At 41.7% G+C, this 25,858-nt stretch carries 18 protein-coding genes and 5 tRNA genes; 8 read left to right on the top strand and 15 right to left on the bottom strand.

The annotated features are described in order from the left end of the window. Positions 1–18 precede the first annotated feature (18 nt). The 3 genes from nudC to dnaQ all read right to left on the bottom strand — a co-directional run bounded on the left by nudC (position 19) and on the right by dnaQ (position 3,986). A complete protein-coding gene (gene nudC, locus GBI16_RS00895; protein ID WP_151706339.1) occupies positions 19–795 on the bottom strand; it encodes an NAD(+) diphosphatase in 777 nt (258 codons plus the stop codon). Continuing rightward, entirely contained in the window at positions 795–2,438 is a 1,644-nt protein-coding gene (locus GBI16_RS00890; protein ID WP_110975305.1) for a chemotaxis protein, read from the bottom strand. The genes nudC and GBI16_RS00890 overlap by 1 nt, the downstream gene beginning before the upstream one ends. Before the next feature lie 126 nt (positions 2,439–2,564). After that, positions 2,565–3,986 carry a DNA polymerase III subunit epsilon gene (gene dnaQ / locus GBI16_RS00885; protein ID WP_110975306.1) on the bottom strand — a complete coding sequence of 474 codons (1,422 nt, stop codon included), beginning with the start codon at positions 3,984–3,986 and terminating at the stop codon, positions 2,565–2,567. Positions 3,987–4,195: 209 nt separating this feature from the next. Here dnaQ and GBI16_RS00880 point away from each other — a divergent pair, with 209 nt between their 5' ends. The 6 genes from GBI16_RS00880 (at position 4,196) to GBI16_RS00855 (ending at position 14,375) form a co-directional block, all read left to right on the top strand. Next, positions 4,196–7,474 carry a LysM peptidoglycan-binding domain-containing protein gene (locus GBI16_RS00880; RefSeq protein WP_151706338.1) on the top strand — a complete coding sequence of 1,093 codons (3,279 nt, stop codon included), beginning with the start codon at positions 4,196–4,198 and terminating at the stop codon, positions 7,472–7,474. A 35-nt stretch (positions 7,475–7,509) separates the two neighbouring features. Continuing rightward, entirely contained in the window at positions 7,510–9,351 is a 1,842-nt protein-coding gene (locus tag GBI16_RS00875; RefSeq protein ID WP_151706337.1) for an extracellular solute-binding protein, read from the top strand. A gap of 21 nt (positions 9,352–9,372) precedes the next feature. Continuing rightward, positions 9,373–10,434: a microcin C ABC transporter permease YejB gene (yejB, locus tag GBI16_RS00870; RefSeq protein ID WP_151706336.1), complete on the top strand. Its 1,062-nt coding sequence runs from the start codon at positions 9,373–9,375 to the stop codon at positions 10,432–10,434. Then, positions 10,434–11,447, top strand: a complete 1,014-nt coding sequence (locus GBI16_RS00865) for an ABC transporter permease (protein WP_151706335.1) — start codon at positions 10,434–10,436, stop codon at positions 11,445–11,447. Before yejB ends, GBI16_RS00865 begins: the two co-directional genes overlap by 1 nt. Further along, entirely contained in the window at positions 11,422–13,011 is a 1,590-nt protein-coding gene (locus GBI16_RS00860; protein WP_151706334.1) for an ABC transporter ATP-binding protein, read from the top strand. Before GBI16_RS00865 ends, GBI16_RS00860 begins: the two co-directional genes overlap by 26 nt. A gap of 119 nt (positions 13,012–13,130) precedes the next feature. Further along, complete coding sequence (locus tag GBI16_RS00855) at positions 13,131–14,375, top strand: NADH:flavin oxidoreductase/NADH oxidase family protein (RefSeq protein ID WP_151706333.1); 1,245 nt, start codon at positions 13,131–13,133, stop codon at positions 14,373–14,375. A 7-nt stretch (positions 14,376–14,382) separates the two neighbouring features. On the opposite strand, the gene GBI16_RS00850 is transcribed toward GBI16_RS00855, so the two are convergent. Beyond that, the gene (locus tag GBI16_RS00850; protein WP_151706332.1) at positions 14,383–15,048 is read right to left on the bottom strand and encodes a glutathione binding-like protein; all 666 of its coding nucleotides are present in this window, start codon (positions 15,046–15,048) and stop codon (positions 14,383–14,385) included. Between the two features lie 65 nt (positions 15,049–15,113). On the opposite strand from GBI16_RS00850, the gene GBI16_RS00845 reads away from it, so the two are divergent. Next, positions 15,114–15,725, top strand: a complete 612-nt coding sequence (locus GBI16_RS00845; protein WP_151706331.1) for a YiiX family permuted papain-like enzyme — start codon at positions 15,114–15,116, stop codon at positions 15,723–15,725. 77 nt (positions 15,726–15,802) lie between these two features. On the opposite strand, the gene GBI16_RS00840 is transcribed toward GBI16_RS00845, so the two are convergent. The 10 genes from GBI16_RS00840 to pyrC all read right to left on the bottom strand — a co-directional run bounded on the left by GBI16_RS00840 (position 15,803) and on the right by pyrC (position 22,607). Beyond that, positions 15,803–15,878, bottom strand: a tRNA-Glu gene (locus tag GBI16_RS00840). Positions 15,879–15,925: 47 nt separating this feature from the next. After that, a tRNA-Glu gene (locus tag GBI16_RS00835) sits at positions 15,926–16,001 on the bottom strand. A 24-nt stretch (positions 16,002–16,025) separates the two neighbouring features. Further along, positions 16,026–16,101 (bottom strand) — tRNA-Glu (locus GBI16_RS00830). A 132-nt stretch (positions 16,102–16,233) separates the two neighbouring features. Continuing rightward, positions 16,234–17,139: an alpha/beta hydrolase gene (locus tag GBI16_RS00825; RefSeq protein WP_151706330.1), complete on the bottom strand. Its 906-nt coding sequence runs from the start codon at positions 17,137–17,139 to the stop codon at positions 16,234–16,236. An 80-nt stretch (positions 17,140–17,219) separates the two neighbouring features. After that, a complete protein-coding gene (locus GBI16_RS00820) occupies positions 17,220–18,632 on the bottom strand; it encodes an amino acid permease (RefSeq protein ID WP_151706329.1) in 1,413 nt (470 codons plus the stop codon). A 108-nt stretch (positions 18,633–18,740) separates the two neighbouring features. Continuing rightward, positions 18,741–18,816: transfer RNA gene (locus GBI16_RS00815), tRNA-Glu, on the bottom strand. 179 nt (positions 18,817–18,995) lie between these two features. Then, positions 18,996–20,426: an amino acid permease gene (locus GBI16_RS00810; protein WP_086207781.1), complete on the bottom strand. Its 1,431-nt coding sequence runs from the start codon at positions 20,424–20,426 to the stop codon at positions 18,996–18,998. A 406-nt stretch (positions 20,427–20,832) separates the two neighbouring features. Beyond that, positions 20,833–20,908, bottom strand: a tRNA-Glu gene (locus GBI16_RS00805). 20 nt (positions 20,909–20,928) lie between these two features. Beyond that, on the bottom strand, positions 20,929–21,588 hold the full coding sequence (rnt, locus tag GBI16_RS00800; protein ID WP_086207780.1) for a ribonuclease T: 660 nt from the start codon (positions 21,586–21,588) through the stop codon (positions 20,929–20,931). Next, on the bottom strand, positions 21,573–22,607 hold the full coding sequence (gene pyrC, locus GBI16_RS00795; RefSeq protein ID WP_151706328.1) for a dihydroorotase: 1,035 nt from the start codon (positions 22,605–22,607) through the stop codon (positions 21,573–21,575). Before pyrC ends, rnt begins: the two co-directional genes overlap by 16 nt. 151 nt (positions 22,608–22,758) lie before the next feature. On the opposite strand from pyrC, the gene GBI16_RS00790 reads away from it, so the two are divergent. Then, positions 22,759–24,021: a GGDEF domain-containing protein gene (locus GBI16_RS00790; protein ID WP_110975316.1), complete on the top strand. Its 1,263-nt coding sequence runs from the start codon at positions 22,759–22,761 to the stop codon at positions 24,019–24,021. A 48-nt stretch (positions 24,022–24,069) separates the two neighbouring features. Here GBI16_RS00790 and argG read toward each other — a convergent pair whose 3' ends face one another. Beyond that, positions 24,070–25,413, bottom strand: coding sequence for an argininosuccinate synthase (gene argG / locus GBI16_RS00785; RefSeq protein ID WP_151706327.1), 1,344 nt, complete (start codon positions 25,411–25,413; stop codon positions 24,070–24,072). Positions 25,414–25,858: the final 445 nt, after the last annotated feature.

Genomic DNA, 25,858 nt, shown 5'->3' with positions numbered 1-25,858 from the left:
ATGGAATAGTGAGTGAGCTTATAGCCACTCACGTGTGTCATCGGCTACAATAGTCCCTTGAGTCGCATGCATAATCATCGCATGCGCGATACTGCCTTTAAAAGGAATTTCAGGGAGTTGATCAAACTTAAAGAATTGTGCATCACTGATTTCTTCTTCTTGTAAACATAGTTCACCCGAGGCATATTCAGCTTTAAATGCAACCATTAAATTACTCGGGAAAGGCCAAGGTTGACTTGCCAAGTATTGAATATTTTGCACTTGAATCCCGACTTCTTCCAAGGTTTCGCGACGTACAGCTTCTTCTAAAGTTTCACCGACCTCAACAAAACCTGCAATCAAACCATACATGTTGCTGTGTGTGTTACGTGCATTTTTAGCCAATAGGATTTCATTTTCCCCCCGAGTGATGACTGTAATCACACACGGTTGTACACGTGGGTACTGATGATAACCACAGGCAGGGCAAATCATGGCGTACTCGGTCGCATGTGCTTGAGTGGCATGACCACAGTGGCTACAGTACTTATGATTACGGCGCCATTCTAGTAGTTGGATTGCGCGGCTGGCTTGCTCAAATTGCTCAGTACTCCAAAGTGGAAGTAACTGACGAATTGGAATTAACTGTAAACCTTCGGGAATAGGCTCATTTTCTAATAAATCTCGGGCAATCACCTGATCACCCGAGTGAAAACTTAAATCACTTGCTAACTTTTCTACACGGGGCAATTGGAAGTTATGGTCAACCAATAATTGTTGTTGATGAAAAATATATGCAAGTGATAATTCTGACATTAGGCAACAGTCTTTAAGTTTTGGCTACTGGCTAATGCTACATCAAACATGCTGTGTAATACAGGTTGTTTACTCTTTAAATTCTCAATCAGCATATCGGCACTTGCGAGTGCATCAAGCACATGATTCACTTGCGCTGCTGTCAGAGCCGTTTCTGCATCTAGCTGTTGTTGAACAAATGCTGCTGCAATATTCAGTGCTGTTTGACCATGTTCTGCACCCAAGAACAACATTGCACCAGCTACTTCACGTAACTGGGCAGAGGTATTCTCAAGCACGATTAAGTTTTGTTCTTGTTGGTATTGCGTCAATGCTTGACTGCTTAAATCAATGGATACTTTTGCTTCTGTGAGCAAAGCTGCATGTGCTTCGTCTAAACGGTCTAGCGAGATATTCATGTTGTTGACACGAAGCTGTAAGCGGCTTGATGTATGGTGACGCTCTAGTACGCCAATCGAGTTCATTGCTGACAGAATGACATTCATGAGTTGTTGTGCAAAGTTTTCATCTTTAAGCATATCAGTTTGACTGAGAGATGCTGCCTGACGGTTTAAGTCATTATACGCTTCATTTAAGTTTAACACTTTGAAAATATTGGCAAGATCGACCAGCTTCGCTTGAAGCTCTTGAGTCTTTTCTGGCGTCATGTTTTGGTAGTTGTACTCAATATCATTACGGATTTGTGACATTTCAGCGGTGACCAAATCACTAATCGTATGCATTGTTTCAAAATCAGGGCCATATAAGTGGCGGCTGAAAACTTGTAGTTGAGTATCAGTCAGTAGGTCATCGCCAATGTTGAGTTGACTCCGAATTTGCTGAGATACTTCATCTTCTTGGCTAATACAAAGGCTGAGAATATTAGCAAGATCTGTTAAGTCTGCTTTGAAGCTTTCAGGGGCTGCAAAGAATTGCGCCATATTACGTTCAATACTGACTAGGGTGCGTAAGCGGGGTTCATTGATGATGAGCTGATCAATTTGATTGAGTGCAACATAGACCAAGTTCCAATACTGTTTACTTGGTGTTTGTTCAGATAGCCCCGCTAAATAGGTTCCAACCAATTTTATAGCTTGTAAGTCCAACTCACTCTCTTCTTGCTTCAGCATTTTGCTTAGAGAAAGCTTATACAAGCGGTGAACGTATTGTGATTTTTCAAGGCTTGGTGCTTGGGGTAAATGAAAATCAGGAGTGATGCAATCTAATAGCGACTCGATATGTTGACCTTCTTGGGTCAAAGGTTTGCCTAAAGCCAGCTCCAGTCGGTTTAATGTATCGAGTAAAAACTGTGGGATTTTGACTTCTCTTAAGCAGATGAATTCAATGTAGCGCTTTAGCATCGTTGTGCCTTCACTCAGCGCAATGACATCTTGAGTATTAATTTGTGCAGGATTCCCCATGATCTTGCGCATTAACTCAGCAGAGTATTCAGCAATTTTTGCCAAGCTTGGCATATCAATCAATGCAAGGACTTGAGCACACTGCTCAAATTGGTTTAATGCATCGTCAATTCCAAATGGTAAAGTCTGATCTTCTGCTAAGGTGCTCACAGCTGATTCAACCAGTTTAATGGAATTATCCACTTCATTTTTTATTATCAGCAGCGCTGTTGGATCAAAATGAATAGAGGTTTGGTAAGACATTGATCTGCACCTATCCTAGTGTTTTATCGTGTTTATATGCTGCCAAATAGAGGCATAGCAACTTGTTTATAACTATAGCCTAACTGAAAAATCTTGTAATACAAAAGTTAACAAAAACTTTAGATTTTATTTGGCGAAAAGGCAAGGTGTGCCATGTTTTTCTTGGTATTGTTTGACCCAAGTCTCATGTGCTTCTAGTTCCTCAGTCGAGGGTAAAATCACTGGGAGTTCAATTTCAAGTGTTTGACGTGTTGCTTGGCTATTTTGTTGTTCGCTATGTGATAGGGCGTCCATATCAAAAGAAACCTGACCACCCGTCATAGCTAAGTAAACATCAGCAAGGATTTCAGCATCGAGTAAGGCGCCGTGGAATGTACGGTCACGCTGTGGAATTTCGTAACGGCGAACTAAGGCATCGAGTGAGTTTTTCTGTCCCGGATGCTTAGACTTTGCCATCGCGAGAGTATCTGTCACCGCACATACTTCAGAAAGCGCAACAAAACCTGCACGCTTGAACTCTGTATCTAAGAAGTTCATATCGAAAGTCGCGTTATGTGCAATGATCTCAGCACCTTTTAAATATGCAAACAAAGTATCTGCAATATCTTGGTACAGCGGTTTGTCTTTAAGAAAGTCATCTGAAATACCGTGGACATTTTCAGAGTCGCCCACAGGTTTTTGCGGATTGATATAAATATGAATTGAACTACCCGTAAGTTTGCGGTTGACCATTTCAATGGCACCGACTTCAATAATACGGTCGCCATCTTGATAATAAAAACCTGTGGTTTCGGTATCGAGAATGAGTTGTCTTGAACCAAAGACTTCAACTTTGCGCGGTGTTATAACAATTTGTGGATGTTGATTGAGTTGTGTTAAATCGACACTTGCCGTAATTTCAGGCGTTTGATCAGTAGAAGGCTTCGTTGTCTCAAATTCTGGTTCAGCTACTGTACTTGGTACTTGTACTGGAACGTCTATTTCACTTTCGGCCAAATCTTCGCTGTCATCGGCTTCTTCGTCATCGAAACCCAAACCAAAAGGATCGTTTAACAACCAGTCGGGTTCAACTTTTTTTTTATCTACAGACGGTTCTGTTGTTGCAGTTTTAGACTGACGAAGTTGAGCCTGTGTTTGATCGGCACCGAGGTTTGCCAATTGATCTGCCATTTCATTGCCTTCGTGACCTGCATGACCTTTAACCCAATGCCAGTCGATATCACGCCCTTGACAGGCTGCATCGAGTTTTTGCCATAAGTCTGGATTTTTAACATCTTTCCAATTTTTCTTTTTCCAACCCGTAATCCACTCGGTAATGCCGCGTTTTACGTAGGTTGAATCCGTCCAAACTATTAACTTTGCGTCTGTTGGGCAAAAAAGGATACCCTCAATAGCGGCAGTGAGTTCCATGCGGTTATTGGTGGTATTATCTTCACCACCACACAGTTTATGTTCTTCAGTTTCTGTAATAATGTAGGCACCCCATCCCCCAAGACCTGGGTTTCCACGACAAGCACCATCGACATACAGGGTAATTGTTTGTGACATACACAACTTCCGTAAACTGAAAATTAAAACTAAGCGGGCACCATTGTATAACGCAAATGCACTAGAGAAGTGTATAAGATGCAGCTTTTTTAATTTCTTGTAACATTTATACTGATTTCGAGTTAAATTAACGCCTTGTGTCTGTGGCCTGCTTTACTACAATGGCAGATCTAAAAAATAAATTTTATACGAGTTGTTTGGATTCTCTTATGTATAAGTCAGCTGCCTTTTTTGGCCAACCGATGTTACCGACATTATTTAAAATTACAGTCCTCGGTTCAGCACTTGCGACACTCGGTTTGGTAGGCTGTTCCTCGACGCAAAGTGCAACTCAGGCATCGAAGTCCAAACAACTGGGTTCAGGTTATTTAGATGCAAACAGTTTAGATTCTTTAGAAGACCTCCTTTCTGCGACCGATATGCGCGCGGTGGAAGGGGATCGACTTTTAGTTTTAAAGCACGGTGATGTGTGGAAACGGATGACTGTGGGCTTTAAGATGAACAGTGATCACTGGAATCCACGTATTGATGCACAGCGCGGTTGGTTTATTTCACGTCAACCGTATTTGGATCGCTTAAGTGCGCGTGCTTCACGTTATTTGTATCATACTGTTAAAGAAGCTGAGCGTCGTGGTTTACCAACAGAGCTTGCTCTGCTACCTGTGATTGAAAGCTCGTATGATCCTGCTGCAACCAGTAGTGCAGCAGCTGCCGGCTTATGGCAATTTATTCCAAGTACTGGCCGTATTTATGGCTTAAAACAAAGTAGCCAGTACGATGGCCGACGTGATGTGGTTGAGTCAACGCGTGCTGCGTATGAATTCTTAGGAAGTTTATATAACCAGTTTGGTTCATGGGAACTTGCGCTAGCAGCTTATAATGCAGGTCCGGGCCGTATTCAACAAGCGATTAACCGCAATAAAGCGGCGGGTTTACCAACGGATTATTGGTCGTTAAAACTGCCTGAAGAAACCATGAACTATGTACCACGTTTCTTGGCAGTTGCGCAGATCATTAAAAATCCAAATGCCTATAACATTAATTTGCCGCCTATTGCGAACCGTCCGCACTTTAGAGAAGTCACTGTGGGCGCGGTGAGTTTAAATGAAGTTGCGTCGATTACAGGTTTAAGCCGAGCCGAATTATATCAGTTAAATCCAGGACACCGTGGAGAGTGGATTGATAGTTCAAGTCCAATGCGAATTTTAATTCCTGCAGATTTGAGCCCTTCGGTTGATGCGCGTTTGAAGAAGTTACAAGGTGGCTCAGGCGGTTTATGGGCATCTGCCAATACTAAATTGCCTGAAAATAATCAAACAATCCAACCGAGCAAAGTTGAACCACCAACTTTAAACAGCAAAACTATTTCTCCATCGAAAAATACTCCTCCAGTTTTGGCGACAACAACAACCAAAACTGAGCCGAAGTTAACGACATCCACTGTAACGTCATCTAGTGCTGCAAGTGTAAGTACCCCCGTACGCGGTTCTACGCCTAAAGGTTCGAGTGCACTAGCAGCCTTTGCTGCCAATAGCGATATTCCAAGTGCACCACGTATTCCTGTTGCTGTAACGCCTGTGACACCTGTAAAACCAGTATCAGTTGAACCCCCGATTTCTGCTGCGGAGCGTGAGCAGTTAACTGCAGCCATTCAGGCTGAAGGTCAAACTAAAACTGTTGATGAAGTCCTAAAACCTGTTGCGACTAAAGCAGAACAAGCTGAAGTGGTTGCTGAAATTCAAGCTTTAGCACCACAAGGGACAGAAATTGTCGATCCTTTAGATGGCAAAATTAAACTGACTGCAATTCAAACGAGTCAGTCTGTGGCTGAGCTACAAGGTAAAGAGTTGACTAAAGGCTTTGCATATCCAAAATCGGTGGCAGACAATACCAGTCTTGATTCGGACGAAGTGAAACGTAATCAAGGTAAAAACTTTGTTAAGACTGACTCTGAAATTGTAATTGTTCCGCCAAAAGGCAAACGTTCAACTTATACCGTACAACCGGGTGATACTTTAGCCGTAATTGCAGCTAAAAATGGGGTGAATTGGCGTGATGTAGCGAAATGGAACCAAATGGATGCCAATGCTACACTATATGTCGGAACCTCTATTTATTTATATGACGCAAAACCTCTGGTTGAAAAAGTCGAACCGCGTTCTGCTATAAAAACCGATTCTAAGCCTGATAGTTATACCGTTCGTGCCAATGATACTTTAACGGGTATTGCAGATGAATTTGGTTTAAGCCTCAAGCAGTTGGCTGACTATAATGGTTTAAGTGTGAGCAGTGGCGTGCGTGTGGGACAAAAGCTTTCCTTAAAAGAAACAGCACAATCACGCGCAAAAGCTAACGATGAGAAAGCCACCAGCCAAACTAAAGTAGCAATTCAGTCTTATACGGTGAAACGTGGCGAATATTTAAAACTGATTGCAGACCGTTATGCGCTATCAAATCAAGAATTGGCAGATTTAACACCAGGTTTAAATGCGGGCAGCAACTTGTTGGTGGGACAAAAAATTAATGTGCCTCTCAATGATGTTAAAAGCTTAGCGGCAAATAATACAAAAGCCTCTTCTGTTAAAATTGATAATGCTAAAGCTGCACCACAGTTCAAAGTTGAAAGTTATAAAGTGCAACGTGGCGATACACTTTATAGCATTGCCTCACAGTCGAAAATGAGCCTGTCTGAGCTTGCGGATTTAAACAACATTTCAAGCAATAGTGGCTTACAAGTCGGTCAAACAATCAAAATCCCTGCGGGTTCAACTGTGCCAGATACTTATACGGTTCAGTCTGGGGATTCGTTAACTGCGATTGCTTCGAAATATAATTTGGGTATGGACTATATTGCTGACCTCAATAATATGAGTCGTACAGCGGGCTTACGTGCGGGTCAAAAACTCAAATTAACGGGTGAAGTATCTGCTGTTGAAATGCCGAAAACAGTCGAAAAACAAACGATTGCAAGTAATAACTCAACTGATATTCACGTGGTGAAATCGGGAGAAACCCTAAATAGTATTGCGCGTAAATATCACTTACAGCTTAACTATTTGGCTGAACTGAATAACTTAAGCCGTACGGCCAATGTTCGTGTCGGTCAGCGTTTAAAAATAGACGGTGATGTTGATCAGGCGCCAATCAAAACAGAAACAGTGACAGCAAAACCACAAGCAAATTCAGGTCGAGCAACTGAAAGCTATAAAGTGAAGTCAGGTGAATCGTTAAACTCAATTGCAAGTCGTGTTGGGATGTCGGTGTCAGAGCTTGCTGCTTTAAATAACCTCAGTGCACGTGCGGGCTTACAAGTTGGCCAAAGCATTCAAATCCCGAAACTGATTACGCAGTACACAGTGAAACGTGGTGATACCTTAATTGGACTGGCAAGCCGTTATGGGGTGGACACTTCGCAATTGGCTGAGCTCAATGACATTAAGCCGAATACGCAGTTGCGCATTGGTGATGTAATTAAGGTGCCGAACTAATATTGAGTTGAAATGCAATTTCAGAGAAATCTCCGATGATGGTTAGAACAACGCTCTTGCTGTTCAGCCTTGTAACGATACCTTTAAAGGCATGGTCTGCAGTGCAGACCATGCCTTTTATTGCACCTTATGGTATGCCGAAATACAGCCAATTAGATCATCTGCCTTATGCCAATGTGCAGGCACCGAAGGGTGGCGAATTAACACGTGCAGTCATTGGGAGTTTTGATAACTTAAACAGCATGAATGGTCGCGGTACTGCGGTTGAGGGAACCAATTATTTATTTGACTCACTCATGAGTAGTTCGTTAGATGAGCCTGCAGTGATGTATCCATTGCTGGCAGAAAAGGTCAGCTATGACCCGAAAAATTTTAACGCGATCATTTTTCATTTAAACCCAAAAGCACGATTTAGTGATGGCAGTCCTGTTACCGCAGCTGATGTAAAGTTTAGTTTTGATCTTTTTCAAACCAAGTCCAATTTTGGCTTACAGATGTATTTGTCGGATTTAGCCAAGACCGAAGTGTTGTCCAAATACAGCGTCAAAATGTATTTTAAAACACGAAATAATGTGGAAATGCCTTTGATCGTGGCCAGAATGCCAATTTATTCCAAAAAAGACTGGCAAGGCAAAGACTTTAGTCAAACTTCAGTCAAGCCGATTTTAGGCTCAGGCCCTTATGTTTTAGAGAAAATCAATGCAGGGCAGCGCGTTGTTTATAAGCGTAATCCAAAGTATTGGGCCAAAGATTTAAAGGTCAATCAAGGGCGTTATAATTTTAACCGTGTGGGCTATGTGTATTATCGCAGCAAAGATATTGCTTTTACTGCGTTTAAGGCGGGTTTATATACTTTGCATGAGGAAGAGTCCGCACGCCAATGGGTGACTGCCTATAACTTTCCCGCAGTGAAACAAGGTCTCGTTAAAAAGTATCGCTTTAAGCATTTCAATCCGATACCGACGCAAAGTTTTGTGTTTAATACCCGTCGTCAGCCTTTTCAAGATATTTATTTTCGCCAAGCTTTAACTTATGCCTACGACTTTGAGTGGCAAAACAAAGCGATGTTCTATGGGCAATATCAACGTCTGCAAAGTTATTTTTCTAATAGCGAACTAGAGGCGAAGGGTCTGCCTTCGGCTGCTGAAATCAAAATCTTAAAACCTTATTTGGCGAAATTGCATCCTGTGCAGCGAAACGGCGTTTTAAAAAATTGGCATTATTCAGCTTCAGATGGATCGGGCTATAATCGAAATAATTTGCTGATCGCACGACAGATTTTATTAAAAAATGGCTATAGATATAATGCCAAAGGGCAATTGTTGGATCGGAAAAATAAGCCGATCCAGTTTGAGTTTCTGATTCAGCCAAGTGATGCTGTGCGTGAAATTGCGCCTTTTGTTCGCCATCTAAAGCGACTAGGAATACAGCTGAACATTCGACAGGTTGATACACCCCAGTATTATGAGCGGATGCGTACTCAAAATTTTGATATGACGCTACAAACGATGCCGCAGTCTTTAACACCGGGCAAAGAACAGGTACAGCTGTGGGGCAGTACTTCAGCCCATCAGGTGGGAAATTATAATTATTCAGGCATTCAAAATCCGGTGATTGATCAGATGATTCAACAGTTGATTCAAGCACCTGATCGTAAGCAAGTGGTGGTACAAACGCGTATTTTAGATCGCTTGCTGCGTGCAGGCTATTATCAAATACCAACCTATGGTAAAGCTGATCAATGGTATGCCTATTGGAATATGTATCAAAAACCGGTACGGAGCCCGCAGTTGAATGTCGGATTGGATTATTGGTGGAGTGATGCTAAACAGACAAAAAAGGTGAGCCAGTATTTAGGTCAGGCAACCAAGCCATAAGCTGGCATAGGGGTTTTTGAAATGCGTATGTATATATTCAAAAGGCTGTTGCTGATTGTTCCGACCTTATTTTTGATTTTGTTGATCAATTTTGCTGTGATCCAAATTGCGCCCGGAGGGCCTGTTGAGCAAGCCATTCAGCAAGCGGAAGTCATGCAAACTTTGGGTAATCTGGGCGGTGCCGGTGCAGGTTCAAATGTCTATCAAGGCGCACAAGGGCTTAGTGATGAAATGCTCGCAAAGATCAAAGCACATTATGGTTTTGATCAGCCCATGCATGTACGCTTTTTTGAAATGGTGAAAAATTATGCGCAACTGGACTTTGGCACCAGCTTTTTTAAAGACCAGCCCGTTACAGCACTGATTAAGGATAAATTACCCGTATCCGTGTCCTTAGGGCTGTGGAGTGCCTTGTTAATTTATCTGATTTCCATTCCTTTGGGCATCAAAAAAGCTCGATTGCACGGTACGGTGTTTGATCAGTCTACATCGCTACTGCTGGCCGTGGCTTATGCTGTTCCTGCATTTATTTTTGCAATTCTTCTGATTGTATTTTTTGCAGGCGGTTCTTATTTTCAATGGTTCCCCTTACAAGGTTTGGTTTCGGAAAATTTTGTGGACTTGTCGCTATGGGGCAAAATTAAAGATTATTTTTGGCACATGGCTTTACCGCTGTTAGCCATGGTGATTGGTGGTTTTGCCACGGTGACTTATCTCACCAAGTATTCGTTTATGGAAGAGCTCAGCAAGCCCTACGTGCTGACGGCGCGTTCTAAAGGTCTGACCGAGTCTCAAGTGTTGTATGGTCATGTGTTTCGCAATGCAATATTGATTGTGGTAGCAGGGTTACCTGAAGCTTTAATCGCTTACTTTTTTGTAGGTAATTTATTTATCGAGATCATTTTTAATCTGGATGGTTTAGGTTTATTGGGCTTTGAGGCGATTGTGCAACGCGACTATCCTGTGATCTTTGGCACCTTGTTCATTTTTACTTTGTTGGGCTTGCTGCTGCGTCTGATTGGCGATGTGTTGTATCAGTGGATTGATCCGCGAATACATTTTGATTCGCAAGGGAGAGGCTGATGTCACCCATTTTACAGGCAGGTTTCAAACGATTTAAGCAAAATAAGCTCGGGCTCAGTTGTTGTATTTTATTTCTTTGTGTTTTTGTACTGTCCTTAGCCGCAGAGCTGATCGCGAATGATAAACCGTTGTTGGTGAAGTATGATCATGCTTTGTATTTCCCTGTATTGAAACACTATCCTGAAACGACTTTTGGTGGTGTTTTTGAGACTGAAACTGAATATAAAGATCCAGTGGTCCAACAGCTGATTCAAGCAAAAGGTTGGGCCATGTGGCCGTTGATTCAATATTCATATCAAACTCCCAATGTAGATTTAACTGTCCCAGTACCATCACCACCCACGATGCAAAATTGGCTCGGGACAGATGACCAAGGTCGTGATGTTCTGACGCGTGTATTGTATGGTTTACGTGTCTCATTGCTGTTCGGTTTTATTTTGACTTTCAGTTCAGCTGTATTGGGCATTGTGATTGGGGCAATACAAGGTTATTACGGTGGTTGGGTGGATTTAATTGGGCAGCGCATTTTAGAAGTCTGGGGTGGGCTACCCATGCTGTTCATGGTGATGATTCTAGTCAGTATGTTTAGCCCCAATATCTACTGGCTATTTTTCATCATGCTGTTATTCAGTTGGACGATTTTGGTTCCACTGGTACGTGCTGAGTTTTTAAGAGCGCGGCAGTTGGATTATGTTCGTGCAGCACGGAGTTTAGGTGTCACCAACCGAGCTATTATCTTTCGGCATATTTTACCCAATGCCATCAGCTCTAGCTTGTCACAACTTCCTTTTATCTTAACTGCCAATATTACTGCGTTAACAGCACTGGATTTCTTGGGTTATGGCCTACCGCCTGATGCGGCATCACTGGGCGAGCTTTTGTTACAAGGGAAGAATAATTTAAATGCGCCGTGGTTGGCACTGTCTGGCTTTTTTAGCTTGGCCATTGTGCTTGCGTTGCTGATGTATATCGGGGAGGCTTTGCGCGATGCATTTGACCCTAGACGCCAATAGTACAGCACCCATACTTAAAGTGAATGCACTGAGCATTCAAAGTACAGAAAGGGTGTTGGTCGATCAGCTCAGTTTTGAACTGCGTGCTGGGCAGACTTTAGCGTTGGTTGGAGAGAGCGGTTCGGGAAAATCAATCAGCGCTTTAGCCTTGATGGGTTTATTGCCGAAAACATTGCAAGTGCAAGGCTCAGTACTGTTAGATGGAAAAAATCTCCTAGCGCTGAACGATGCACAATTTAGGCCGATTCGTGGGCAAAAAATCGCGATGGTTTTTCAAGAGCCGATGACCGCCTTGAATTCTTTACATCGGGTGGAAAAGATCATTGCTGAGACTCTATGGTTACAGGGCTGGTCGAAAACGCAAGCTCGGCAGCGTGTAATTGCCTTGCTAGAGGATGTGGGTATTCCAAATCCAGAAAGTGTGTTGCAACGTTTTCCTTATGAGCTGTCTGGTGGACAGCGCCAACGGGTCATGATTGCTATGGCGCTGGTGCAAGAGCCTGATATTTTGATTGCTGATGAACCCACCACAGCACTAGATGTCATGTTACAAGTTCAAATTTTAGACTTGCTCAAGTCTTTACAACAGCGTCATAACATGGCCATGATTTTGATTAGCCATGACCTCAACTTGGTGAAACACTATGCTGATGATGTCGTGGTCATCCATCAAGGTAGGGTCATCGAGCAGGGGAAGGTTGCGCAGATTTTTGAGCAATCGCAGTCTGCTTATACTCAAAACTTACTCAATCATTCTTTTGGTCAAGCCATTCACGTACAAAATGCAGCACCTTTACTCAGCTTAAAACAACTTGAGGTCAAATTTCCGATTAAAAAAGGCTGGTTGAATCGAGCGACGCAGTATCTTGCCGCAATTGAAGCTTTGGACTTGAGCTTGGCTCAAGGGCATTCGTTGGGCGTAGTGGGGGAAAGTGGTGCGGGCAAAAGTTCTTTGGCACTGGCTGTAGCAAGGTTGATTGAAAGTCGAGGACAGATCCAGTTTGGAGGACATGATTTAAACCAACTTTCGCAAAAAGCATTACGTCCATTTCGCGGTGATTTTCAAATCGTGTTTCAAGACCCGTTTGCAAGTTTGAATCCACGCATGAGTGTTGAGCAAATTATCATGGAAGGTCTGACCTTAAAACCTTTGTCCTTGTTTGAGAGGACACAGCGTGTTGAGAATGTCTTAACTCAGGTGGAGTTACCAGTCACATTTAAAAGCTATTATCCACATGAGCTATCTGGCGGACAGAGGCAGCGTGTGGCTTTGGCGAGAGCCTTGGTACTTCAACCGAAACTATTGATTTTAGATGAGCCAACCTCGGCTTTAGACCGAAGTACGCAACGTTCGATCGTGGCTTTATTACGCCGTCTACAACAGGAGCAGGGCATCAGCTATTTGTTTATTAGTCATGACTTACAGGTGGTACGAGCACTTTGCCAACAGGTTTTGGTCTTGCGACATGGCAGAATAGTGGAGTTACAAGCCACTGAACAACTTTTTGAGCAACCGCAGTCTGACTATACGCGCCGACTGATTCAAGCCAGTCAGTATCAGTAAAATTATTTTAGTAAATAAAAGGTTGAAGAATTTGACAAAATGAATTGTCAAATTATCTTGACTGTAGCCAAAAAACACATAGAGTAAAAACACTAAAAAATATTAAAGGATGAATTTTCATGAGCCAGCTTGCAAGCGCAATCGACATTGGGCAGGTCCATTTTAAAAATAAGATGATTAAAGGGGCGATGAGTGAAGCACTGGCTAATCATGCTGGTCAGCCGAATCATTTGCACTTGGGCTTGTATGAGGCTTGGGCAAAGGGTGGTCTAGGCTGTGCCATTACAGGTAATGTGATGGTGGACTTCCGAGCTAAAAATGAGCCGGGTGTGGTGGTGATTGAAACCGAACGTGACTTAGAACCCTTAAAACAATGGGCTGCGATTGGTAAAAAACATGGCATGGTGCAATTGGTGCAGTTGTCACATCCGGGACGTCAATGTCCAAAAGGTTTAAATAAGGAGACGGTTGCACCTTCAGCAGTTCCATTTAGTCCGGCCTTAGCAATGAGCTTTGGAACACCGCGAGCGCTTCGTGAAGATGAAATCCTCGATATTATCCAGCGTTTTGCAACTTCAGCTGCAATTTGTGAAAAAGCAGGCTTTGAAGGTGTGCAATTACATGGCGCACATGGTTATCTGATTAGTCAGTTTTTATCGCCATTGACCAATAAACGCCAAGATCAATGGGGTGGTTCTGCTGAAAACCGCATGCGTTTTTTATTGGAAATTTATAAAGCGGTACGTGCAGCGACTTCGGATCAGTTTATTATTTCGGTCAAACTTAATTCAGCAGATTTTCAGCGTGGTGGAATCTCGGAAGAAGATGTCATTGCGACATTTAAAGCTATTGATGCGGCTGGGATTGATTTGATTGAAATTTCAGGTGGTAGCTATGAAGCACCTGCGATGGCAGGAGTGAAGCAAGAAAAACGTAAAGCGTCGACCATTGCACGTGAGGCTTACTTTTTAGAATTTGCTGAAAAAATTCGTGAACATGTCCAGTGTAAGTTGATGGTGACAGGTGGTTTTCGCACTGTGGTTGGTATGAATGCAGCCTTAGAAAGTGGTGCGTGTGATTTTATTGGGATGGCACGCCCGTTTGCGGTAGAACCCGATGTGACCAACCGTTTAATTGCAGGGCAAGATGTGCGTTATGCAGTCGATAAGATTAAAACGGGTATTTCGATGATTGATAAAATGGCGATTATGGAAGTGATCTGGTACGCCGCGCAATTTAAGGATATCGCAGAAGGCAAACAACCAAATCCGAAACTGTCACCGCTCAAAGTGTTTTTTAATTATTTAAAAGGTAATGTGAAAGCCGTGATTAAAGGGCAAGTTAACTCTAGAAAGTCTGCCTAAGTAGAACTTACTGCGTGATAGACCAATAGTCTTCAAAATAGGAAGCAGACCATTGCCCGTGTGCCATTGCAGCATTGAAGGCAGGTCTGCTTTGTATTTGGTTGAAATAGTGTTGAATGGCCTGATACTGAGCAAACTGCGGTGTGGCATAACTGGCTGCATAGAGTGGAAACCACATTAGTATATCCGCATAACTAAACACATCGCCTGTAAAGTATGCATGCGCGCTTAAGTGGATCTCAATTTGTTTAAGCTTTCGATGTAGCTCAGGGTTTAAATAAGCACGATTAAACGCGCTTTGAAAGGCTAAACTCACAAAGCGCACCATAAAAGGTGTTTGTTGTTTAATGTGTTGGAAGACCTGTTTCAATGCCAAGTTGGGCATGAGACTGGCATCGCTATAACGGCTATAAAAACAGAAGTTCCAATACTGTGCATGGTCATGGGGAATAATCAACTTCTGCTGTAGTTGACATAAATATTCTACGATTGCACTGCTTTCAGTCAATTGTACTGTCTGAGCATCATGTGTAATGTCGAGCGTTGGAAATTTCAGATTGGTTTGTTTAGCTTGTGCTGTATCATAAAATTTGAGTTCATAAGACAGCTCAAGTTCCTCAAGTAGCCAAAGAATACGCTGTGAACGTGAGTTTTGAAGATGATGTAAGATCATAAATATTTTATAATTTTAAAAATGATAGGTCGTATCTATAAAAAGAAGAATAAAGGAAATCTAGGATGAAAAATAGCAATCTTCTTGTGATTTTAAGTGCTGTTTTACTTTGTGAAAGTCCCCAACTGCTATGGGCGAATACATCCTATCAAACCGGTGATATTATTTTTCACGTCTCGAAGTCTCAACAAAGTTTAGGGATACAAAAAGCGACCAAGTCTCGCTATAGCCATATGGGTTTAATTGTGAATAAAAATGGAAAAGTATGGGTTTTAGAGGCAGTTCAGCCTGTGAAATATACGGCACTTCAGCAGTGGATTGATCGCGGGGTTGAGCGGCATTATGTGGTGAAGCGCTTTAAATCAAATTTGACTGTTCAGCAAAAGCAGAAGCTAATCAAGAACGCAGAACAATACTTAGGCCAGCCTTATGATCTTTATTTTGAGTGGGACAATCGTGCATTATATTGCTCAGAAATAGTTTGGAAGGCCTATGATAATGCTTTAGGTATTGAGTTGGCTCCATTATCTAAACTCAAGCAATTTGATTTAACTTCGCCTGAAGTCAAGCAACTCATGCAACAGCGATATGGGCAAAACATTCCCTCGAATGAAACTGTGATTGCACCACAGGCTATTTTTGCCTCGACAGCTTTAGTTGAAGTTGATCATAAGTAGACAGGCAATAAAAAAGCCCAAGTCATCATGCTTGGGCTTTTTTATGAGATGACTTTAGAAAAAATCAATCTCGAATATGGCGTCCCTACGGGGATTCGAACCCCGGTTACCGCCGTGAAAGGGCGATGTCCTAGGCCTCTAGACGATAGGGACAGTACAGAAGTGATATTTTAAAACCGATTACTTTTGATCTTAAGTAATGGCGTCCCTACGGGGATTCGAACCCCGGTTACCGCCGTGAAAGGGCGATGTCCTAGGCCTCTAGACGATAGGGACTGAATAAAACTTTACTTCTGAAATTGGCGTCCCTACGGGGATTCGAACCCCGGTTACCGCCGTGAAAGGGCGATGTCCTAGGCCTCTAGACGATAGGGACGTTTCAGAGGTGGGCGTATATTAGGGTGAAAACAGAGGGGTGTCAAACGCTTTTCTCTAAATAATTCCAGTTTTAAGTGTTGAGTGCATAAAATTAAAACAATAGAGATAAAATGATCAAAAACTATATGATTTAAGTCGATTTTTTAAGCAGATCGGTGAGGCTATTTATAAACTCAGGATGTTGTAAATAACCCTCAATCAGATGAGGGTGAGCAAGATCGGTGGTGATTTGTTGATTAATAATGGCGGGATTAAATGCAAATGGTTTTTGATAGAGAGGAAATGCGCTTAGAAAATCAATGTCTGAATAAAAATTGATCCAGTCGCCGTATAAAGCCACAGGTCGTTGAATGGGTTGTTGTAAATGACACTGTATGACCCGAAAAGCAAGGGGGGAAGCTAAACTAATAAACGCTTGAATGTGGAGTTCAGGGTGTTGAATTAAATAATTATAGGCAATCACGCTGCCGAGAGAGTGGGCAATCACAATCTTAGCTTTCGTACCGTGTAACTGCTCATGCAGACGTGTATGCACTGTGTGGATGAAGTGTGGATTGGATAAATATAGATAAGCTTCAATTAAAAAGCGATGAATAAAGCTGTTATGTAGCTTTGGAAAGTGATTCATTAAGCTTCCTAAATCACGAAATGCAATATCCTTACTCAATAGGCTGATGTACTTAATTTTATGATTGAATGAGAGTTCATCAGAAATGGTGAGCTGAGGGTTTTGAGAAATTTCAGTCTGATGTTCGATATTGAGTGCAGCGGTGTGTGTTAGGTGAATAGGATGTAAAAAAGAAAAAGGAGACCAGTGTTGCGGTATGAGGGTGCTGGCATTGAGGGTGTTTTCTAAATGCTGACGTGTTAGAAGGTCTCCGTAAAAGGCCAGCCGACTGTGTCGCTGAATATAAAGAAAGTAATCTGCTTCTCCGCACTGTTCTAAGGCTTGTTTTAATATGATAAGCCAATGTTGAAGCAGGGTACGCGCAGTCTTATGCTGCTGATTCATCCCATGAATCCATACAATATTCATCGTGTATGCACCGATGATGTACTTGATAAAAACAGTATAAAAAAAAGAGCGACCTCAGTCGCTCTTTTTAACATAAATGCTTAAGATTTATTGTGATAGAACTTATAGTAACTTGCATAGCAGACTGCAATAAACAGTAAACAACCAAAGAAGCTAATACGCATGCTTGGATCAAACACCATACTGACGCAGGTGATAAAGCAGAAGATAAAGCCAAGGATTGGCACAATAGGGAACAGGGGGGCTGCAAAACCTAATTCTTCTTTTTTACGCCCTTGTTTATACCACTGACGACGGAAGTTAAATTGGCTTAAACAGATACTCATCCAAACTACGACCATGGTAAAGGCTGCAATACCAAGTAGATTGGTAAAAATTGTTTCAGGTGCAAACTGTTCAGACAGTAAACCCGGCATTCCGCCAATCATCGTGACAATGACTGCAACATAAGGAATACCGCGAGTATTTAATTTTGAAAATACTGCTGGTAATTGTTTCTGATAAGATAATGACCACATCATACGTGATGCAGCAAACAACCCTGAGTTTGCAGCAGATAGCAGTGCTGTGATAATCACAAAACGAATGATATCTTCGGCATACGGAATGCCAATGTGTTGGAATACCGTTACAAATGGACTACTGCTCACGCCTTCAGCCGCTAAACCTGCTTCTTGATGCGGAAGGAGTGAAGTCACGACCAAGATGGTACCCACAAAGAAAATCAATAAGCGGAAAATCGCAGTATTGATGGCTTTGGGTACATTCTTGGCAGGATCTTTGGTTTCACCTGCAGCAACACCAATCAGCTCTGTACCAGAAAATGCAAAGTTTACAATCAGCATGGTAGTAAAGATTGGAAATAAGCCCTCAGGGAACCAACCTTGCGCTGTTAAGTTACTAAATAAAGGCGCAGCTTCATAACCTCTGAAGCCAATGACTCCAAAAATTGCCATTAAACCTAATAAGATAAAAGCAACAACCGTGATAACTTTTACCAAAGCCAGCCAGAACTCAGATTCAGCGAACCATTTGGTTGAAATCATATTTAGTGTAAATACGAAAGCACCAAAAATTAGGGTCCACATCCACATTGAGCTATCTGGATACCATTCCTGCATAAGAAGGGCAGCCGCTGTAAACTCTGTGCCTAAAGTGACTGACCACGTGAGCCAATACAACCAAGTGATGGTATAACCTGTACCTGGTCCGATATAGCGTTTGGCATAAGCACCAAATGAGCCAGACTCAGGCATATGAACGGCAAGTTCCCCTAAACACAGCATGACCATATAGGCAATGATCCCACCGAGAAAATAAGAAATAATGGCACCTACAGGCCCCGTTTGTGCAATGACTTCACCCGACCCTAAAAATAGACCTGTTCCGATTGCGCCACCTAGCGAAATCATGACCAGATGTCGAGTACTCATAGCGCGCTTTAAAGGCGCAGAATTGCCCTGATGCGAAGCATCATTCGGAGATGAGTGCATAAGCGTTGAATTAGTTGGGGAATGAAGCGGGCTATTGTAGTGAAAAACTGCAAATCTGCAATGAAATAATAATAATTATGAATAAGTGTTGATCAGAAGATCAAGATATGGCGTCCCTACGGGGATTCGAACCCCGGTTACCGCCGTGAAAGGGCGATGTCCTAGGCCTCTAGACGATAGGGACGTTGTGAGGTGATGCGTATATTAAGGATTAAAGGCTTATTTGTCAAAAGGGTTTTAGTTATATGTTTACCAAGAGTTCAAACATTAGACAAAACAAGCAATTAAATTTAATAGTCCAATTTGTATCGAATTAAAACTGAGCTCAAGGTGTGGACTTGAGCTCACTGTTAGTGAAGAGGCTTAATTTTTATTGTGATAGAGCCAATAGTAACTGGCATAGCAAGCTGCCATGAAAAGTAGGCAGCCAATAAAACCTGAAAGCATTTCAGGGTCTGCCGCCATACTTAAACCTGTCGCAGTACAGCAGATAAAACCTAAAATCGGAACCAATGGATACCAAGGGGTACGGAATTTTAGCTCCGATAAAGCATGGCCTTGCTTTAACCATTGGCGACGGAAGTTAAACTGACTCCAGCAAATACTCATCCAGACAATCACCATAGTGAATGCAGCAACACCCATCAAGTTTTTAAAAATGACATCTGCACCAAACTGCTCAGAGAGCAAGCCCGGCAAGCCACCAATCATAGTGACCCAAATGGCAATATAAGGCACCCCAGATTTACTTACTTTAGCAAAAAGCTTGGGTAGTTGGTTTTGTGAGGATAAGGCCCACATCATGCGTGAGGCTGCATATAAGCCGGAGTTCGCAGTTGATAATAAGGCGGTGATGATGACAAAACGGATAAAGTCTTCAGCATAGGGGATACCCATTTGGGTGAATACAGTTACAAATGGGCTACTGCTTAAGCCACTATGTCCACCCACTTGCAAACCTGTGTTGCTATAGCTGAGCAGTGAGCTGATAACAACGATGGTTCCCACAAAGAAAATAATCAGGCGCCAAACCGCAGCATGAATGGCTTTAGGTACATTTTTTTCTGGGTTTTCAGTTTCACCTGCGGCAATGCCAATCATTTCTGTGCCATTAAAAGCAAAGTTCACAATTAATAAGGTGGTAAACAAAGGAATAAGGCCATTCGGTAGCCAGCCTTGTGCGGTTAAGTTGCTAAATAAAGGTGCAGATTCATATCCTTGAAAAGGGATGACACCGAAAATACAGGCAAAGCCTAAAAGAATGAAAATAAGTACAGTTGCGACTTTGATCATGGATAGCCAAAACTCAGACTCTGCAAAAGCTCGGGTTGAGCTAAGGTTTGAAATCAGTACGCCACTGGCAAAGATTAATGTCCATAACCAGATCGAGGTTTGTGGGAACCATTCCTGTACCAAAATGGCTGCTGCGGTAAATTCGGTGCCGAGTGTTGCCGACCAACCGAGCCAATACATCCACGACACCATATAACCTGTGCCAGGGCCAATATAACGTGTTGCAAAGGCACCAAATGAACCAGAAACAGGTAAATGTACTGCAAGCTCCCCGAGGCAAAGCATGACCATATATGCAATTAAACCACCAATAATATAAGCCAGCACAGCACCGAGAGGGCCTGCTTGAGAAATTACTTCACCTGAGCCCATAAATAGGCCTGTGCCAATGGCACCACCTAGCGATAGCATGATCAGGTGACGCGTGCTCATGGCACGTTTCAATGAGGTATTTTGCGGTGAATTCGTTGAGGGTTGTGAAGGCGGTGTTGCAGATTGCATAGTAAATGAAACAATGGGCTTAAAGTGATATTCTAGTTTTTAATAAGATGAAAATTCACATAAATTGGAATTTTCGGATGAAGTATCTAGATTAATTTAAAAAACAAATATTTGAGTTGTATATCTTAGTGATCGGGTGTTGGGTATGAGCTTTTGCTTTCGGTGTTTGAATGCACTTCTTGTGACGAGTTGATTGGTTGGGGCGAGTGAGTATCTTGATTGACATACCAAAGGTAAAAAAAAGATGGCGATAAGATCAATAAACAGATCAAAGCTTTTTTCAGCATAGTCATAAAGCACTTAAAAATGATTTACAGTATAGCGAGTAAGTTATTGAAATAAAAATATTATATATGCAAGAAAATTTGCAAGATGAAAATATAGGATTATAAGAATATAAATAAGATGGCGTCCCTACGGGGATTCGAACCCCGGTTACCGCCGTGAAAGGGCGATGTCCTAGGCCTCTAGACGATAGGGACGTTGCGAGGATGGCGGTATCTTATTGATCCGCCACCAGAGTGTCAAGTAGGTGTGGTGCGAGTTTGTTCAAAATATAACAGAACAGTTCAGCGGTCTTTTGAGTGTCGTATAAAGCTGAGTGGGCTTCTCTACCATCGAACTCAATTCCTGCTTGAATACATGATTTTGCAAGAACCGTTTGACCAAACATCACAGCACTTAAGGTGACGGTATCAAAGACCGAAAAGCTATGAAAGGGATTCTGATTTTTGGTCCCTGTACGATTAATAGCAGCCTGTACAAAACCTAAATCAAAGTGGGCGTTATGACCGACCAAGACCGCATGTGTACAGTTCTGTTGGCGACGAACTTCATTGACGGCTTTAAAAATACGTTTTAATGCTGTTTTTTCATCTTCAGCCATAGCCATACGCATGGGATTAAAGGGATCAATTCCAATAAAGTCCAATGAGCGACGGTCTAAGTTTGCACCTTCAAATGGGTTGATATGCGCATGATGTGCAGGCCCTGGGACAAATTGACCTTCTTCATTATAAATAATCGGAATTGCAGCGATTTCCAATAAGGCATCGGTCTGTGCATTAAAACCTGCTGTCTCGACATCGACAACAACAGGTAGAAAACCACGGAAACGCTGACCAATTATTGGCAATGTTTCATTTGTCACACTTTTCTCCATTGAATGGTTTTACCCGCATACAGCGGAATAATCTGTTCACCATCCAAATAGTCTAAACTTTCAGGGATGACTTGGTCTTCTTTTACTAGTGTAATTGTTGAAGTATTGCGCGGTAGACCGTAGAAATCGGCACCAAAGTGGCTTGCGAAACCTTCAAGGCGTTCAATTTTGCTTATTTGATCGAATGCTTGTGCATAAAGTTCAATTGCAGTTGGTGCACTATAACAGCCTGCACAACCACATGCGTTTTCTTTGGCATTTTTAGAGTGTGGCGCACTGTCTGTACCTAAGAAAAACTTAGGGTTGCCACTGGTTGCCACTTCAAGCAATGTTTGTTGATGGGTTTGACGCTTTAAAATGGGTAAGCAGTAGAAGTGCGGCTTCACACCACCGACCAACATATCATTGCGATTAAACAATAAATGCTGTGGGGTAATCGTTGCTGCTACATTACGATCTTGTTCTAAAACAAAGTTGGCTGCTTCACTGGTGGTGATGTGCTCTAAAACCAATTTTAGTTTTGGGAATTGTTTGAGTAATGGAGAGAGTACTTCATCTAAGAAACGTTTTTCACGGTCGAAAATATCGACATGATTATGCGTAACTTCACCATGTAACAATAAGGGAACTTGGTGCTCTTCGAGTTGCTCAATGACGGCATAGACTTTACGAATATCGCTCACGCCATTATCAGAGTTGGTGGTTGCACCAGCAGGGTAGAGTTTAATCGCATTTACGAACTCAGAGTTTTTAATCTTCTTTACTTCTTCAGGAGAAGTTGTATCAGTAAAATACAATACCATACGTGGGTCGAAAGTATTACCTTCTGGTACGTGCGCCATGATGCGTTCGCGATACGCATTCGCTTCCTCGACAGTTTTGACAGGAGGCACTGTATTTGGCATACAAATAGCGCGGGAAAACTGCTTGGCTAAATCGGGAACAGTACGTTGTAATGCAAGACCATCACGAAGGTGAGCGTGCCAATCATCTGGCTGGAGAATCGTAATCGTATTCAAGGCGATTTCTGTCAGAGAAATAAAACAGATGATAATGCATATACGTTAAAAATGGTAACGACAAATAAAGACATATTGTCTGATTATTATGATTAATCTTTGTAAATTTGTGTTATTTTTAATCGACTACAAGAATTAAATCTGGTCTGGTATGGAATATAAATATAACCTCGCCAAACTTCAGTACGATAAAGAAAAAATGGAAGGGCTGATTGCACGGCATAATCGCCGTGTTGGGCAGGTTTTCCCGCAGAAATTAGAGCAGGAGTTTTGGCGTTTAAACTTAGAACGCGCACGCCGCAATATTAATGACTTTTTTTGGTCAGGTGTTTTGGTCTATTTTATTTTTGCGGTTTTAATTATTCCTGGTGACTATTGGATTATTGAACAGTCACACTTCAAAGAAGATTTCATTCATTGCCTATTAGGGCTACTGAACGGTGCAGCCTGTCTTTTATTTCTTTATGTTTTTTCACATTTTGTAAAGCTTAAGCCTTTTTTTGCTTATGCTGCTTTGTTTGTCGTGTTTTGGGCAGTGGTCTCGACGACTTGGCTCACCATGTCTGTACATACTGAAGCTTTGCGCCACCAAGCAATGATGATCATTTGTATGATCTATGTATTGGGGTATTTGTTGACTGGGGTAAAACCTTTATATGTTTTTATGACAGGTATCGTAGCTGCTGGTGTTTCTTTTTTAGTTCTTATTTCGACTTTGGTCAAGTTTGATGCAATTGTGATGAGTCGCGTTATGTTTGGGAGTTGTTTACTAGGCTTTGCCATCGGGCGCATGATTTATGCTCGTGAACGTATCATTTTTCTAAATATTCGGCGTGCGAAAATTAGTGAAAAAATCCATCGGATTCATACTTCTGAGCTTCTACATTTGAGTCAAAATGATGAGTTGACGAAAATTTCAAATCGTCGAAATTTTGATGAAATGATGGATACTTATTATGAACAATCCCGTCAGGATGAAACACCTTTATCTATTTTGTTTATTGATGTTGATTTTTTCAAAAAATATAATGATTTTTATGGGCATCAAAAAGGTGATGATGTCATTTCATCCATTGCTAAATCCATTAAAAATGCAATTCGGCATATGGATTTTGTTGCGCGTTATGGTGGCGAAGAGTTTGTCGTGTTATTACCAGAAACCGATGCACATGGTGCCTATGCAGTTGCCTCGAATATTTACCGAGCGATTGAGCGCTTGGAAATCCCGCATGAAATGTCTGAAGTATCTGCATTTGTGACCATTAGCTTAGGAATTACGGTCTTTAAAGGTGAAATGGATTTGAGCAAAGTAGAGTTACTCAGGATTGCTGACCAAGCCTTATACCGTGCCAAGCAATTAGGGCGGAATCAGATTTATTATCAGCCTTTAACCACATCGAGTTGTACTGAATAAAGCATAAAAAACCGCTCTTATGAGCGGTTTTTTTGACATGGAATCAACTTATTTGTTCTTGTCTTTCAACTGTGGAACAGCAGAACCCGTACCTACAGCTAGCAAACCAGTATTGGTATAAATACCAAGTTTCGCACGAGTATCGGTAATGTCTAAGTTACGCATCGTTAACTGCCCAATACGGTCCATTGGCGTAAACATTGAATCACCTTTCTCCATCGTCAAACGTTCAGCTTCATAAGTGAGGTTTTCAGATTCAGTGTTCATAATCGTGTAGTCATTACCACGACGAAGTTCTAAAGTCACAGTACCTGTGATCGCTTTCGCAACCCAACGCTGTGCAGTTTCACGAAGCATTAATGCTTGAGAGTCGAACCAACGACCTTGGTAAAGCAAACGACCTAAGCGTAAACCGTTAATACGATATTGTTCGATCGTATCTTCGTTATGAATACCCGTAACCAAACGCTCATAAGCAATATGTAGAAGGGCCATACCAGGTGCTTCATAAATACCGCGAGATTTCGCTTCAATAATACGGTTTTCAATTTGGTCAGACATACCTAGACCATGACGACCACCAATACGATTGGCTTCAAGAATGAACTCAACAGGATCTTCGATACGTTGGTCGTTGATTGCAACAGGGAAGCCTTCTTCAAAAGTAATAGATACTTCTTCAGGTTGAATTTCTACTTCGTCTTTCCAGAAAGCAACGCCCATGATTGGGTCAACAATTTTGATCCCTGCATTGAGGTATTCAAGATCTTTTGCTTCGTGTGTTGCACCCAGCATGTTTGAGTCTGTTGAGTATGCTTTTTCTTTCGACATTTTGTAGTCAAAGCCGTTGTCGATCAAAAATTGCGACATTTCAGCACGACCACCTAACTCATCAATAAACGTTTGGTCTAACCAAGGTTTATAGATTTTAAGTGCTGGGTTGGTTAAGAGACCATAACGGTAGAAACGTTCAATATCGTTGCCTTTATACGTTGAACCGTCACCCCAAATGTTGACGTCATCTTCTTTCATTGCGGTAACAAGCATAGTACCTGTAACTGCACGACCTAAAGGCGTGGTATTGAAGTAGGGAACACCGCCAGTGCTGATGTGGAATGCACCACATTGAATCGCAGCAATACCTTCAAGCGCAAGCTGTAAACGGCAATCAACTAAGCGAGCTTTTACTGCGCCATACGCTTCCGCTTTTTTTGGAATCGCATCGTAGTCGTCTTCATCAGGCTGACCTAAGTTTGCTGTATAAGCATAAGGTTCTGCGCCTTTTTGTTTCATCCACAAAAGTGCAGCTGAAGTATCTAGACCACCAGAGAAGGCAATACCAACTTTTTTGCCAACTGGGACATTCTGCAAGATAGTTGCATTATTAGTCATTGTTAATCCTAACGATATAAATATAGGCACCGAGAATGGGTGGCCTGAAAGAATATATATTTTCGCGATTGTAGCACTTTTCCAAATGATTTTTCTGAAAAAAACATAGGCCTTTAAAAAAAATCAAGTTTATAGACATGCTATTACTATTAAAAAATTATCAAGAAGGTCAGTGTTTGTATCTTGCCTATTTAGTTTTAACCGAGACTACGTTTTTTAGTTTAAAAACGTTTCAAAAGCACCGAAATCTAAAGAATAATTAAATTGGTATAACCAATTTTGGATTAATGCATCGAATTTTGAATGTTTAGTAGGATTTAAACTTGCTAATGATTTTTAATACTTAGACTAAAGTCTAAACATATAATTTTTCATAAGATATATTGAATATAAATAATTACTTAAGTTTGTTTGAAATGTGATCAATATGTTTTTGATATAAAAA

This window comes from Acinetobacter sp. TUM15064 (assembly GCF_008980265.1).
GTDB lineage: Bacteria > Pseudomonadota > Gammaproteobacteria > Pseudomonadales > Moraxellaceae > Acinetobacter.
The sequence above is the reverse complement of the archived record's forward strand: the minus strand, read 5'-3'. Positions and strand labels throughout refer to the sequence as shown.

Coding starts and splice junctions, on each gene's coding strand:
- nudC (WP_151706339.1), bottom strand. CDS start 795: ATGTCAGAATTATCACTTGCATATATTTTTCATCAACAACAATTATTG.
- GBI16_RS00890 (WP_110975305.1), bottom strand. CDS start 2,438: ATGTCTTACCAAACCTCTATTCATTTTGATCCAACAGCGCTGCTGATA.
- dnaQ (WP_110975306.1), bottom strand. CDS start 3,986: ATGTCACAAACAATTACCCTGTATGTCGATGGTGCTTGTCGTGGAAAC.
- GBI16_RS00880 (WP_151706338.1), top strand. CDS start 4,196: ATGTATAAGTCAGCTGCCTTTTTTGGCCAACCGATGTTACCGACATTA.
- GBI16_RS00875 (WP_151706337.1), top strand. CDS start 7,510: ATGATGGTTAGAACAACGCTCTTGCTGTTCAGCCTTGTAACGATACCT.
- yejB (WP_151706336.1), top strand. CDS start 9,373: ATGCGTATGTATATATTCAAAAGGCTGTTGCTGATTGTTCCGACCTTA.
- GBI16_RS00865 (WP_151706335.1), top strand. CDS start 10,434: ATGTCACCCATTTTACAGGCAGGTTTCAAACGATTTAAGCAAAATAAG.
- GBI16_RS00860 (WP_151706334.1), top strand. CDS start 11,422: ATGCATTTGACCCTAGACGCCAATAGTACAGCACCCATACTTAAAGTG.
- GBI16_RS00855 (WP_151706333.1), top strand. CDS start 13,131: ATGAGCCAGCTTGCAAGCGCAATCGACATTGGGCAGGTCCATTTTAAA.
- GBI16_RS00850 (WP_151706332.1), bottom strand. CDS start 15,048: ATGATCTTACATCATCTTCAAAACTCACGTTCACAGCGTATTCTTTGG.
- GBI16_RS00845 (WP_151706331.1), top strand. CDS start 15,114: ATGAAAAATAGCAATCTTCTTGTGATTTTAAGTGCTGTTTTACTTTGT.
- GBI16_RS00825 (WP_151706330.1), bottom strand. CDS start 17,139: ATGAATATTGTATGGATTCATGGGATGAATCAGCAGCATAAGACTGCG.
- GBI16_RS00820 (WP_151706329.1), bottom strand. CDS start 18,632: ATGCACTCATCTCCGAATGATGCTTCGCATCAGGGCAATTCTGCGCCT.
- GBI16_RS00810 (WP_086207781.1), bottom strand. CDS start 20,426: ATGCAATCTGCAACACCGCCTTCACAACCCTCAACGAATTCACCGCAA.
- rnt (WP_086207780.1), bottom strand. CDS start 21,588: ATGGAGAAAAGTGTGACAAATGAAACATTGCCAATAATTGGTCAGCGT.
- GBI16_RS00790 (WP_110975316.1), top strand. CDS start 22,759: ATGGAATATAAATATAACCTCGCCAAACTTCAGTACGATAAAGAAAAA.
- argG (WP_151706327.1), bottom strand. CDS start 25,413: ATGACTAATAATGCAACTATCTTGCAGAATGTCCCAGTTGGCAAAAAA.